Below are 13,914 nucleotides of genomic sequence, written 5' to 3'. Positions count from 1 at the left end.
TTCGTAATTAATATTTTGGTTCCCATTTCATCTCACTGACTGTTTTTTTAGCATCTGTTATTTCAGATAATCCTTGATCAATTGCACTTTGAGCAACTGTCTGAGCGACTGTTTGAGTAAATTCAGTCAACTGAACAACTGGCGGTAATACTGCTGCTCCTGCCTTTGAACTATCAACAATGCCACCTAAAGCATGGGCTGCTTGGGCTAACATTTCTTCATTAACAACTTTAGCTTTTGCAGCAATTGCACCAAAGCCAACCCCAGGATAAACTAACGCATTATTTGCTTGGCCAATTGTATACTTAACTCCTTTGTATTCAACTGGTGCAGAAGGAATTCCAGTTGCTACTAAGGCTTTTCCATCGGTCCATTTGATTAAGTCTTCTGCTTTAGCTTCCAATAACTTAGTTGGATTAGAAATTGGGAAAATAATTGGTCTTTCAGTATGCGCAGCCATTTCCTTTACAATTGATTCAGTAAAGGCTCCCGCTTGCTTAGAAGTTCCGATCATCACCGTTGGATGAACTGCTTTAACAATTGCTTCTAAATCAGTTAATTCATCTGGATTTTCAAATTCACTTCGTTGCCGTACAAAAGGCTTTTGGGCTTTAGTTAGCCCTTCTGTATCTTCAAAGAGCAATCCTTGCTTATCAACTAAGTAGAAATGTTTTTTAGCTTCTTCTTTTGATAATCCTTCCCGCACTAATTCATCACATAACATCTTAGCAATTCCACATCCAGCAGTTCCGGCGCCAAATGTAAGGAAAACTTGGTCAGTTAATTTTTCTTTTGAAATATTTAAAGCTCCTAAAACTCCGGCTAAACAAATAATTCCAGTTCCTTGAATATCATCATTAAATACAGGAATTTGATCTTGGTATTTTTCCAAAATGACATCTGCATTAGAACGTCCAAAATCTTCAAAATGAATCAAAACATCTGGGAACAATTTACGTGCTGCAGTTACAAACCGGTCAACCATTTCATTGTATTTATCACCATAAATACGTTTATGATGATTTCCTAAATATAATGGATCATTTAATAAGGTTTCATTATCAGTTCCTGCATCTAAAGAAACTGGTAAAACATTTTGCGGATCAATTCCCGCAGCTGCAGTATAAACCATTAATTTCCCAATTGAAATGTCAACACCTTGAGTTCCCCAATCACCAATTCCTAAAATTGCTTCTGCATCTGAAACTACAATTAATTTAATATCACGTCCATTTGCTGCATTTTTTAAACTTTCTTCAATTTCGTCTTGAGCATCAATTGAAAGAAATGCTGCATCTTGTGGTTGTACAAATACATGACTGTAATTTTCAATTGAATCTGCAATTACTGGATCATATACAATTGGCATAAATTCTACTAAATGTTGTTCCATTAAATAGTAAAATAGTGTGCGATTAGTATTAAAAATCTCCATTAAAAATTTTCTTTTTTCAAAATCAGTTGGTTTAGATTGAAAATGTGCATAAGTTTGATCAGCTTGTTCCTCAAGTGTTTGTACATTAACAGGTAAGATTCCAACCAACCCTAAAGCTTTTCTTTCTTCTTTAGTAAATGCGGTTCCTTTATTCAAAAAAGGATCATTTAGTACATCAAGTCCACGTTTCATATTTAACGCCTCTTTTATCTTTATTAATTTACAACTGCATTTTAAGTTACTAAAATAAATATAGTCAAATTAATGGTATACTATAAATATAATTTATATGATAACCACAAAATCAGTCATAATAGGTGATTAGAATGAACATTAAAGATTTAAAATATTTTAATGCATTAATTGAGAGCAAAAATTTTTCGCTTGTTGCTCAAAAATTTAGTGTTTCTCAACCTACCATTACGATGGCAATTAAACGACTTGAACAAGAATTTAATACTAAATTTTTCATTCGTGATCAATCTCATAAAGAACTTTTGATTACAGAAGCTGGTCATCAATTCTATGCTCATAGCAGTCAAATCATTAAGGAACTTGAAATTGCTAATAAAGAAATTCAACACGCTAATTTACACAAGATTACTTTTGGATTACCTCCAATTATTGGAACTTATTATTTTCCTAAGGCTACTCCTGCACTTTTACGACATAACTTATTAAATAAACTCAACATTATTAGTCGTGGTTCTAAATTTTGTCATCAAATGTTATTAAATGGTGACTTAGATTTAGCGTTACTTGGAACTCTTAATCAAATTAAGCATCCTGGAATTGTCGCTGAACTATTTGGAACATCATCATTTAAAATCATTGTAAGTAAAACTCATCCTTGGGCACATAAAAAAATGGTTAGTTTATCTGAATTAAAAAACCAACCATTTATCATTCAAAATGAAAGTTATATTCATAACCAAGCATTGACAAAAATTGCTCAAATGGGACACTTTCATCCTAATGTTATTGTTCAAACTGATAATATCAATATTTTAAAAGCACTCGTTTCTGAAAATGTGGGCATTGGATTGCTTGCAGATATTGCCATTGTACCAACCGAGCAACTTCATTCGATTTCAATTAACGCAACTGAATTTCCAACCTTTAATATGTCAATTGTTTATCGAACTAACCATGTTTTAACTCCTAATCAAAAAGAGTTGCTTTCAATTTTAAGAACGTCAATCTAGTTTAAATATTTACTTGCTTGAATTCCTGCTTGGCGTCCAAATACAACTGTTTCGGCAATTGAATTTCCGCCAACGCGATTATTTCCATGAAGTCCTCCTGAAACTTCTCCTGCTGCAAATACTCCCGAAATTGCCTCTCCATTTTCATTTAGCACACATGTGTGTTTATCAATGTGAATTCCTCCCATGGTGTAATGAATTGCCGGCGCAACATGAATAGCATAAAATGATGCTTGATCAATTATTTGCATACCTGTAGTGCGCTTAAATTGATCATCTTTTTTTTGATTGACATTTGTATTCCATTGATCAATCGTTGCTTGTAATTGTGTTTGGTCAATGTCAATTTGACTTGCTAAATCTTTAATTGTATCGGCCTTAACTACCAGGCCGATTTTTTCATAAAAATCAAGTGCCTTAACGCGTTTACGCACCTTTTGATCTAAAATTAAGTATGCATGCTTAGTAGGTTGTGCAATAATGGCATTTGAAACGTTTTTGCGTGTATCTAATTCATTGACAAATCTCTTACCTTCTGAATTAACAAGAATTGCACCTTCACCCCGAACTGTTTCTCCAATTAAGTATGTATGTTCATTATCTTGTTGGACAGTTGGATGAATTTGAACTTGGTTTAGCTGAATTAGTTGAGCACCTAATTGGCGTGCTAATTTTAATCCATCTCCTGTTGTCCCTGGCTGATTAGTTGTTTTGTAATTTGCATATTGAGGAGCATGTTTAGCAATCATCTCTTTAGCCGCTCCAAAACCACCAGTAGCTAAAATTAATGCATCACAAGTATATTCAACGCGTTTGCCATCTTCTTCAACCATTAATGTTAGTGAGTGATCGTCATTTTGAATTACTTTAGTTGCCTTAGCATTAACTTTAATTGGAATATGTGCATCTTGAGCTGCTTGCGCTAATTTTTTAACCAAATAAGCTCCAATTGGTGAAGTATCAGCAGGACGATGCGCACGTGCAAGACTCATTCCGCCAAGAGTTGTTAAGTCTCCTAATTGAACATCAAATTGTTTTAACCATTCAACTGCACCATTCGTATGCGTCGTGAAATATTCAAGTAATGCGGGATCATTCATTTTCCCACCAGCTTTGAAAGTTTCTTGATAAAACTGCTTTGCACTATCAATAATGCCATTTTTTAGTTGCAAATCTGTTTCTGTTGCATTCATTCCTGAAGATGCACGCATTGAATTCCCCCCAATTTTAGCCATTTTCTCTAAAATCAAAACATCTTTTCCAATTTCATGAGCTTGCAATGCAGCCGTTAAACCTGCACAACCTGCTCCTAATACAATTATTTGATACTTTTCCATTAACATTCACTCCTTAATAAAAAAATAGCAACAAGACTATTTGCATTCACAAATAGCCCTGTTGCTTTAACTTATTCTTCTGTATTATCAATAACATCAAGCGTAGTTCTTAAAACACGCTTAAAAGTTGCTAAATCTGCAGCAGAAACTTGTTCTTCTAATCCATCTTGTAAGTTTTGCCAAAATTTAGTATTATTGTCGATCATTTCTGTATATTTCGGAGTAACATTTAAGTGAAATACACGCCGATCGCGCTTATCCATACTTTTTTCGATCAAGCCTAAATTGATCAATTTTTTAATATGATAATTTGTATTTGGTGTTGATTGTCCTAATAAACGTGAAACTGTACCGATCGTTGTATTTTTAGTTTGATTAATTGCTTCTAAATAATAAACATCAATTGCACCTAATTTTTCAAATTCATCATATTGGTTTAAGTGATTATGAAGTTGGACTTTTTGTAATAAATCAATCATTGTTTTTTGCAATGAAAGCATAACTTACACTTCCTAATTATAAAATTATCTTAGTTTATGCGTTTTAATATTATACAACGTCAAAAAAAGATTGTAAATAATTACTAACGCACAACTAGTACTGATATGGGCGCATATTTTGCCATATAAGCAGCTTGTGATCCAAAATATTTTTTAAGTCCTTCTTTAGCAAGTGCACCAATCACTAAAAGATCTGGCTTAATTTCTGGAATAACATTTTTAACAATTGTTTCACCTGGATTACCTTCCGCAATCACAGTTTCAACCCGTTTTACTCCCGCTTCAATTGCTACTTTTTTATATTTTTCTAAATGTTTTTCAAGTTCTTTTTGTTGTCCATGAACATAATCAGCATTTAAAGCTTGAAAAACATTCATTTCATGTGATTCTAAAATTGATACAATGTACAATTGAGCATCCAAGTCAATTGCACGGCGCATTGCAACGCGAAATGCTAATTGCGCATCATCTGAATCATCTACTCCAACTAAAATGCGTTTAACATTTTTGATTGGTTCTGAAGTCATTTTAATCAACTCGCTTCCCTTCAAAATTAATCCCTACAATTAGGTAAACAATTACACTTTAAAATATCAGGTGCATCCTTCTTTTTGGCAGCCAATGTTTTTTCTAGTTGCTTAATGTCTTTTTTAGATAATGGAACTTGATTCAAAACAAAATCAAGGGTTTCACCAACGTGCATTTGACAAATTTTATTAAAAGCATTCATAATCTGATGATTAATCGTTGGTTGTTCAGAAACATTTGGATAATAAATAAAACTGCGCCCATCTTCTTTGATTCTGACATAATTTTTATCAACTAGACGTCGCAATAAAGTTTTGATAGTCGCATCTTTCCAGTCAAATTTTTCAGATAATAGATCAATCAATTGCCGACTAGTTGCATGATTTAATGTCCATAGTAGCCGCATAACTTCCCATTCTGCATTACTAATCTCAACTTTTTCTGCCATCCCCACTACCTTCTTTTATTAAACTTTTACGTATTATTTTACAATGAAATCAGCATTATTGTAAATGGTGTAGCCTTTAATTTAAAGGTTTTTTTGCCTATCAATAGACATAAATTTATCTATAATAGTATAATTAAAGTGTAATCGTTAACATAAATTTTGGGAGGGATTAGCATGACAAAAAGTAAAGCAATGATGATCGGCGCTGGAATTGCCAACATGGCAGCTGCCGTATATCTCATTCAAGAAGGACATTGGGATCCTGAAGGGATTACTTTTTTTGCATTAGATAAACACGGTGCCAATGATGGATCTACTGCTTCAGAAGCGGCTGAAGAATATTGGAATAAAAATCATCCAATGGAAAATACTAAAGGATTCATCGCACGTGGTGGTCGAATGTTAAATTACCGCACATACGTTGATTTAATGGATCTTTTAAGTCGGATCCCTTCAGTTACTGAACCTGGAATGACTGCTGCGGAAGATACGCGTGATTTTGATGCACATCATCGTACATATGATGTTGGTCGTTTACTTCAAGGCGGTAAAGGAATTGTTGATGGCCATAAACTTGGTTTAAACAATACCGATCGTTTATTACTTACAAAATTAATTTTAATGCGCGATGACGAAGAAACTCAATTAGATAATGTTTCAATCGCTGAATACTTCAAAGATGATCCTCATATTTTCCAAACCAATTTTTGGTATATGTGGGAAACAACTTTTGCATTTAGAACGCAATCTAGTGCTCAAGAATTACGGCGTTACATGCACCAAATGATTTATGAATTTACCCAAATTGAACATTTAGTTGGAGTTAATCGGACTCGCTATAATCAATTTGAAAGTATCATGCTTCCATTGATCAAATATTTAGAAGGTCAAGGATGTAAATTTATAATGAATCGGCGCGTAACTGCATTTGACTTTAAAGAAACTAAAATGCAAGACGAAATTACAGTAACTGGCTTAGAAATGGAAAATGTTGAAACTAATACAATGGAACATGTCAACGTTGATGATGAAACGGCGGTTTTCTTCACCAATGGTTCAATCACAGATTCAGCAACTTTAGGAGACTACAATACCCCTGCACCTGAAAATCCTGATTATGGTGCTGCTTCCTCACTTTGGAAACAAGCAACTCAACATTTTTACAATCTTGGTAATCCAGATAAATTCTTTGCAGATCGGGATGCATCCGAATGGGTTAGTTTCACATTAACTACCAAAGATCACGTTTTGTTAAATGAAATTACTCGAATTACTAACCAAGTTCCTGGAAATGCATTAAATTCATTTATTTCAACTGAACCAATCACGCCACTTGGTCAAAAAGATGTAAATATGTCAATTGTAGTTCATCATCAACCACACTTTACATCACAAAAGCCAAATGAAGCTGTTATTTGGGGATACTTCTTATATCCACGGCGTGAAGGTGAATTTGTTCATAAACAATACATCAAGATGACTGGAAAAGAAATGCTTGAAGAATTAATTGGTCAATTATCGAAAGTTGATCCTGGTCCAATTAACATTAAGACAAAGAAAGATGAAATCTTAGACAGCGTAATTAACTGTATTCCAGTTTACATGCCATATGCATCCGCATTATTTAACAATCGAGCTAAATCTGATCGTCCAAAAATCATTCCTGATTTTTCAACTAACCTTGCCTTTACGGGTGAATTCGTTGAACAACCATATCAAATGATCTTTACTGAACAAAGTGCTGTTCGCTCGGGTGAAATTGCGGCTTTCCATTTTGCTGACGTTCCAGAATCTAAGCTCGTTAAAACTCCACGTTATGATCATGATCCGCTTACATTAATGAAAGCTGCTAAACGAATGTTTGATTAGTTTATCTAAAACACTAATTAAAAAGTCATAAAGTGCGTTACAAAATTGAATACTTTATTAAATTAAACCATTAAGAACTGAATTCTAGATTTAACAAAATTCAGTTCTTTTGTTTTTACCCTAATTTCTTCATTACATACAAATATACTGATATATTACCTATTATTAATTTATATCAAAAATAATCTAACCAATTCGTTTCCTCCTGCCGCTCTACTAATAACAATTTCTTTCGTATTTTTGAACATTAATATCTTTTTTTGATAAAACTAATATATTAACTATTTTATATTTTGTAAATCTAATTAATAGCTTTTGTTATTACGTTTTTCTTAATAAAAATGCGATTTTACACTACGTGGTAAAATCGCATTTTTATTATCTTTTTATCCCAAGCCAATTCATAAAATTAATTTGATAACGCAATAATTTTAATTATACTAATATATAAATTAATCATCCTCTTTTTTTGCTAATCCGAATATTGATAAAATACCGGATAATGCAATTAATATATTTCCCCACAAACTATAATGATTTGATTTCTCGCCTGTTTGCGGCAACTTATTAATAATTTCTTTTGATTCATTTGAGTTATTATCATGTTTATTACTTAAAAAGTCTTGTTTAATTTCTGCACTTCTATTTGTTTTTCTAGATTCCTCTTCTAAAGTTTTTTCCTTTAAAACACTTCGCAATATTTTATTTTCTCGACTATTGATAACCTCGGCGTGTTCCTTGTTTGATGTATAAGTGATCATTTGTGGGTTGCCACTATTTCCTCTATCTACATCGACTGCTATACTTGCGCTTACACTTGGTGTATTTGCTGTGTAAGTGATCGTTTGCGTGTTGTCGCTGCTTCCTTCATTTACATCAACTGCCGTACTTGCGCTTGCACTTGGTGTGTAACCTGTGATCGTTGGTGAAGTTACTGCTGGGAATTCTTGGTTATCCGGTGTCCAGTCTGTATATGTGATCTCACCTGTGACGTTGTTCTTCGTTGCGTTCCGGTGGAACGTTATTTGAGCAGTTGCGTCTGGTGCGGCTTGACTGCCATCACTATATACATAGTGAATCGTTTGATTTACCGTGTGCGTCAAATCTAAGTTGTCTGGGTTGTTATCCGGTGTATATGTTGTTGTCNTTACATCAACTGCCGTACTTGCGCTTGCACTTGGTGTGTAACCTGTGATCGTTGGTGAAGTTACTGCTGGGAATTCTTGGCTATCCGGTGTCCAGTCTGTATATGTGATCTCACCTGTGACGTTGTTCTTCGTTGCGTTCCGGTGGAACGTTATTTGAGCAGTTGCGTCTGGTGCGGCTTGACTGCCATCACTATATACATAGTGAATCGTTTGATTTACCGTGTGCGTCAAATCTAAGTTGTCTGGGTTGTTATCCGGTGTATATGTTGTTGTCCCTTCATTCAAGTGAACTGTGTACGTTGGTACTTGTCCATCTTGTGTGAACTTGATTTGATCGTTGCTTGGTAGATCGCTGCTTCCGATCGTGTAACCTTCGTTCTTCAACTTGTTTTCTTCACTTGTTGGATCGTAGGTCGTTGTGCCACCAAATGTTCCGTCGACTGTTTCACTTGCGACAACTTTACCTGTCGCGTCGTCTACGTAGTTAACTACCGCGTGTTCCTTGTTTGCCGTGTAAGTAACTGTGACTGTACTATTACTATCCGTCGGTAAAACATCGTTATTAGCCGTTGTTGCAGTCACATCAGGAGTATAACCAGTAATTGTAGGTGATGTTACAGATGGATAAGTTCCACTTACTGGTGTCCAATCTCCTTCGGATACAACTTGATGAGTTACCTGATCAACCGTTACACTTCGATTAAACGTAACTGAATTTGTAACCGAATCAGCTGCTTTTGTCCCGTCACTATATACATAGTTAATCGTTTGTTGAACAGTATGTGTCAATTCATCAGCTGGAACATTGTCTGGATTATCACTTGCTGTATCTGTTCTTGTATTATGTTCAAATACGATCTTGTATACCGGAACGGTTCCATCGTAGTTATAAACTACCCCATTTGCAGGAAAATCATCACTTGAAAGTTTATAACCTTCATTAATATATTTCTGAATCGTTGATGCAGGGTTATAACTATCCGTTGTCCCATATGCTCCGCTTAAATCAGCTGTTGATAAAACTTGACCTGTTGTTCCATCAATGTATTGAACTTGTGCTCTTTCTTGATTAGCAGTATACGTAATTGTTTGAACATTATTACTTGAATCCGGGGTTACACTAACTGCCTGACTTTCTTCTTCACCTGGTGTTACTGTATATCCAGTAATCGATGGTGACTGAACTTGTGGAAATTCACCTGTTGCTGGTGCCCAATTACCATAAGTTTTTTCCCCAGTTACTTGGTTGGTGCTTACATCTCTTGTAAACGTCAAAGAAGTATCTTTATCTGGAGCAATTTGTTTACCATTAGAGTCAACATAATGAATCGTTTGTGATACTGTTTGAGATTCAGTTGAAGTTGTAACATTTTCTTTCAAAATGACATTATATGACTTTACAACTCCATCTTCATCAAACTTAGCCCCACCTGTTGGATAATTATCTTGTACTAAAACATATCCTTGTTGCTCTAAAGCCTTAATTTCATCAGCCGTTGTATATGATGAGGTTGTATCATATGCACCCGTTAAGGTATCTGTTTTAATTGTTTTTCCGGTTGTCTGATCAATGTAATTTACATTAATTTTTTCTTGATTAGCGGTATAAATAATATTTTGAACATTATTTTGAGACGAACCATCTACATTGGTTATCTCCTGACTCCGTACCTGACTTGGAGTGTATCCGGTAATCGTTGGTGACGTTACAGATGGAAACTCTCCACTTGTTGGTGACCATGGACTATATTGAATAGCACCAGTAACATTATCTTTCATTGCTGTTCGTGTAAAAGTTAATTGCTTATTTACAGAATCAGCAGCTTTTTGTCCATCAGAATAATTATAATTAATTGTCTGTGTAACCGTTGAACTTTCCGTATTTGTAGTATAAGTATGTTGGAAATTAACGGTATATGACTGTGGACTATTAGTATAAATCAAACTTGAAGGTAAGTTACTACTTACTTCCTCATAGCCATTTTTTTCTAATCCGCTAATAATTGTATTTGCATCGTAATCTGGGCTTGAATTATAATTTCCACTTAATGTATCTGTCTTAATTACCTTTTTACTTGTTTCATCATAGTAAGTGATTGTAATTGAAGACTGCGTTGGACTATACACAATTGTCTTTTCAATATTTGCATCTGTGGCTTTAACATTATCAATTTCTGGAATACTTGAAACGTCTGGAGTATATCCTGAAATTTCTGGAGCAGTAACTGCTGGAAAATCATCGCTACCTTCTGCTGTATATGTCCCATCAGCATTTCGTTTGAAGGTAATCGTTACTGTTGTCGGTGCGTGTAAAACAACACCACTACTATTAATATAGTTAATAGTTTCCGTAACTGTTGCTGTATCATCTGTAGGTGTTTGAGAACTCCCATTTTTTGTATAAACAATTGTTTCATCAGAGTCTGAAGAGTTACTGTTTACTGGAACCGTTCCACTATCCTGTTGACTCGGAGTATAGCCATCAACGATTGGAGAAACAACTGATGGAAATTCAGCTGGATCAGTCGTTGTTGTCCAATCCGTATAGGTAATATTACCAGTAACATTATCCTTCGTTGCGCCACGGGTATAAGTGATCGATTGTACAACATCTGGAGCAACGGTCTTTCCTGTTGAATCAACATAGTGAATTGTATGGGTAATTACTTTTGTTAATCCTTCTGAATCACTTGGTAAAGTTGTTGTTGTATGGGTAAAGTCGACTTCATAGTGTTGATTACCAGAATTATCAAACTTCAATCCACCTGATGGAATTGTATCTTTAGCAATCTTATAACCAGCATTTTCAAACTTTTGAATTATACTTTGGTAATCGTAATCAGGTGAAGTATTATAATCACCTTGCAAAATATTTTGTTGTAACACCTTATGCTCGTCCATATCATAATAAACGATGGTCATTTCTTCTTTATTTGCAACATAGGTAACTGTCTGATTATTATCGGACGAATTTGCTGTAATTCCCGTAATAGCAGTCGATTGACTAGGACTAGCAGTATACCCTGGGATTTGTGGAGATTGAACTGATGGAAATTCATCCGTTCCCGTCTCATTTGTCCATGAGCCATACGTAACATTTCCAGTAACTAAGTCTTTGGTTGCTGGTCTTGTAAATGTAATTGTCGTTGTCTTAGTTGGTTCTGCTTGCGTCCCATCTGAGTATTGATACTTAATCGTTTGTGTAACTGTTTTCGTATCTGTACTACTTTGTGTCTTATGGGTTAACTTTACTTGATAAGTTGGAACGGTCCCATCATTTGAACTATTCCAAGTGATTGAACCTGGCCAATTATCTGATTCGACATTATAGTTTGGATAATTTGAATTTAAGTAACTATTAATATCATACGTAGATGTTGATCCATATGTTCCGTTAACAGTTACAGTATCAATAACCTTGCCGCCTTCAGAATCATCAATAATTTGAATTTTAGCGGTCTCTTGATTAGGAGTATATTCATACGTCACTGTTTGCGCATTCTTTGTTACTGTTCCCGTTGCGTTTGACGGTGTTTTGCTTAAAGTATACCCCGGAATAGTTACAGGAGTGGTAGTATACGTATATCCTACATACGGCGTATCACTTGTTTCGCCTGTACTACTCTTATATGTTGCTGTCCCGGTTTGCAATACCTTTCCTGTTGTTGAATCAACATACTGAACTGTAACTTTACCACCTTGAACTAAAGGTGCTTTGTTAAACACGATTGTTATATAGTTATACGAATACCCATTTACATTGTTATATAAACTATCACAGTGGTCATACACATAACCTTCACTTTCAATCTTCTTTACATATGAGGTAACAAAAGCCCTTGCTTTACTTGAAGAAGCATCCGTACATCCTACCGGATAATAAAGAGTATTCCCATTTTGGTCAACAAAGAAGAAAGTCCAAGTTCCATAGTAAGGATCATAAGCATACGAACCGCTTTTAGCCAACTTTTGCATCATATCATCGGTAGCTGCATTCGTTGTTTGAGTAACATTTCCTATTGCTGCATTACTTTCTGTACTTACTAAAACTGCTGTGGCACTATTTTCACTACTTACTGAACTTGATACTGTACTACTTTCTTTACTTGCTGTACTCTCACTTGCTGAACTTGATACTGTACTACTTTCTTTACTTGCTGTACTCTCACTTGCTGAACTTGATACTGTACTACTTTCTTTACTTGCTGTACTCTCGCTTGCTGAACTTGATACTGTACTACTTTCTTTACTTGCTGTACTCTCGCTTGCTGAACTTGATACTGTACTACTTTCTTTACTTGCTGTACTCTCGCTTGCTGAACTTGATACTGTACTACTTTCTTTACTTGCTGTACTCTCGCTTGCTGAACTTGATACTATACTACTTTCTTTACTTGATAAAACTGTTACTTGATTTGCACTAACTGTTGAATATGAACTTAATCCAAAAGTTACAACTGTTAATGAAGCTGCTACCCACAATTTTCCTTTTTTGTATAATTTTATTTTATTAACTTTATTTCCAAAATAACTCTTACTCCGCATATTTTTTCTCCTTTAGCTTACACATATCTATATAGTTATCTTTATAGTATTATCAATTTTTTGTTTTTACAATTTTTTCTTTTTTTTTGCATCTATCTTAACTTTTTCTTATCTATCTTAATTTCTTCTTACTCAATCTTATTTTTATCATTCATTAAAGATCCGACTTATTATCCAATATTTAAAATTATTTTCACTTTACATTAAAATAATTTAATTATTATAGTATTTTCTTCTTTTTTTAGATAAACTTAAATTATCCTAAAAAAGAAAGGCAATATATGAATTCAACAATCACAGATTTTATAAGTAACTACGGATATGTAGCAGTTGCGTTATTAATTGCAATTGAAAACATCTTTCCACCAATTCCTTCTGAAGTAATTTTAACTTTTAGTGGATTTCTTTCGCTTTCTGCGAATTTAAACATTGGTGGTTTAGTTTTAGCATCTACAATTGGTGCTTTAATTGGTGCAGTTGTTTTATACATGCTTGGTAAATTGATTTCATTTGAAACACTTGAACGCTTAATTCAAGGAAAATGGGGAAAAATTCTTCATTTTAAAATGGAACATCTTCAAAAAGCACAAAAATTCTTTGATAAACATGGAAGTTTAACTGTTTTTTGGGGAAGATTTTTACCAGTGGTACGCAGTTTAATCTCTATTCCTGCCGGAATGGCTGAATTTTCAATGAAAAAATTTCTCTTATTTACTGTAGGCGGTTCTATTATTTGGAATACAGCATTAATTTTAGTCGGACGTTTTGCTGGAAACTCATGGGAAAAACTTTCTGTACTCATTGAAGAATATAGTTTCATCGTATTAGGAATTGTAATTATCCTCGGTGGAGTTGGATATTTAATTTATCGTAAAAATCGAAAAAATAAAAGTAATTAA

At 34.2% G+C, this 13,914-nt stretch carries 9 protein-coding genes; 3 read left to right on the top strand and 6 right to left on the bottom strand.

Annotation, left to right across the window (positions count from 1 at the left end):
• Positions 1-7 precede the first annotated feature (7 nt).
• Entirely contained in the window at positions 8-1,627 is a 1,620-nt protein-coding gene (locus ACWCL1_RS05615; protein WP_454545929.1) for a malolactic enzyme, read from the bottom strand.
• A 134-nt stretch (positions 1,628-1,761) separates the two neighbouring features.
• Here ACWCL1_RS05615 and ACWCL1_RS05610 point away from each other — a divergent pair, with 134 nt between their 5' ends.
• Positions 1,762-2,640: a LysR family transcriptional regulator gene (locus ACWCL1_RS05610; RefSeq protein WP_454545928.1), complete on the top strand. Its 879-nt coding sequence runs from the start codon at positions 1,762-1,764 to the stop codon at positions 2,638-2,640.
• Here the strand turns inward: ACWCL1_RS05610 and ACWCL1_RS05605 are convergent.
• The 4 genes from ACWCL1_RS05605 to ACWCL1_RS05590 form a co-directional block, all read right to left on the bottom strand.
• Positions 2,637-3,983 (bottom strand): flavocytochrome c, encoded by a 1,347-nt coding sequence (locus tag ACWCL1_RS05605; RefSeq protein ID WP_454545927.1) that lies wholly within the window; start codon positions 3,981-3,983, stop codon positions 2,637-2,639. The genes ACWCL1_RS05610 and ACWCL1_RS05605 overlap by 4 nt on opposite strands.
• Positions 3,984-4,048: 65 nt before the next feature.
• Complete coding sequence (locus tag ACWCL1_RS05600; protein ID WP_454545926.1) at positions 4,049-4,477, bottom strand: MarR family winged helix-turn-helix transcriptional regulator; 429 nt, start codon at positions 4,475-4,477, stop codon at positions 4,049-4,051.
• Between the two features lie 83 nt (positions 4,478-4,560).
• Positions 4,561-5,004 (bottom strand): universal stress protein, encoded by a 444-nt coding sequence (locus ACWCL1_RS05595; protein WP_454545925.1) that lies wholly within the window; start codon positions 5,002-5,004, stop codon positions 4,561-4,563.
• A gap of 26 nt (positions 5,005-5,030) precedes the next feature.
• Positions 5,031-5,453, bottom strand: coding sequence for a CopY/TcrY family copper transport repressor (locus ACWCL1_RS05590; RefSeq protein ID WP_454545924.1), 423 nt, complete (start codon positions 5,451-5,453; stop codon positions 5,031-5,033).
• Between the two features lie 174 nt (positions 5,454-5,627).
• On the opposite strand from ACWCL1_RS05590, the gene ACWCL1_RS05585 reads away from it, so the two are divergent.
• Positions 5,628-7,322, top strand: coding sequence for an oleate hydratase (locus tag ACWCL1_RS05585; protein WP_454545923.1), 1,695 nt, complete (start codon positions 5,628-5,630; stop codon positions 7,320-7,322).
• A gap of 452 nt (positions 7,323-7,774) precedes the next feature.
• Here the strand turns inward: ACWCL1_RS05585 and ACWCL1_RS05580 are convergent, their stop codons facing one another.
• Positions 7,775-13,015 (bottom strand): mucin-binding protein, encoded by a 5,241-nt coding sequence (locus ACWCL1_RS05580; protein WP_454545922.1) that lies wholly within the window; start codon positions 13,013-13,015, stop codon positions 7,775-7,777.
• A gap of 281 nt (positions 13,016-13,296) precedes the next feature.
• On the opposite strand from ACWCL1_RS05580, the gene ACWCL1_RS05575 reads away from it, so the two are divergent.
• Complete coding sequence (locus tag ACWCL1_RS05575) at positions 13,297-13,914, top strand: DedA family protein (protein WP_454545921.1); 618 nt, start codon at positions 13,297-13,299, stop codon at positions 13,912-13,914.

It is taken from the genome of Ligilactobacillus sp. LYQ135, from assembly GCF_053711055.1.
Note: the sequence above shows the minus strand (reverse complement) of the source record. Positions and strands in the feature narration are given on the sequence as shown.

What these genes read in the sequence shown, in the direction of transcription:
- ACWCL1_RS05615 (WP_454545929.1), bottom strand. Translation starts at nt 1,627, where the DNA reads ATGAAACGTGGACTTGATGTACTAAATGATCCTTTTTTGAATAAAGGA.
- ACWCL1_RS05610 (WP_454545928.1), top strand. Translation starts at nt 1,762, where the DNA reads ATGAACATTAAAGATTTAAAATATTTTAATGCATTAATTGAGAGCAAA.
- ACWCL1_RS05605 (WP_454545927.1), bottom strand. Translation starts at nt 3,983, where the DNA reads ATGTTAATGGAAAAGTATCAAATAATTGTATTAGGAGCAGGTTGTGCA.
- ACWCL1_RS05600 (WP_454545926.1), bottom strand. Translation starts at nt 4,477, where the DNA reads ATGCTTTCATTGCAAAAAACAATGATTGATTTATTACAAAAAGTCCAA.
- ACWCL1_RS05595 (WP_454545925.1), bottom strand. Translation starts at nt 5,004, where the DNA reads ATGACTTCAGAACCAATCAAAAATGTTAAACGCATTTTAGTTGGAGTA.
- ACWCL1_RS05590 (WP_454545924.1), bottom strand. Translation starts at nt 5,453, where the DNA reads ATGGCAGAAAAAGTTGAGATTAGTAATGCAGAATGGGAAGTTATGCGG.
- ACWCL1_RS05585 (WP_454545923.1), top strand. Translation starts at nt 5,628, where the DNA reads ATGACAAAAAGTAAAGCAATGATGATCGGCGCTGGAATTGCCAACATG.
- ACWCL1_RS05575 (WP_454545921.1), top strand. Translation starts at nt 13,297, where the DNA reads ATGAATTCAACAATCACAGATTTTATAAGTAACTACGGATATGTAGCA.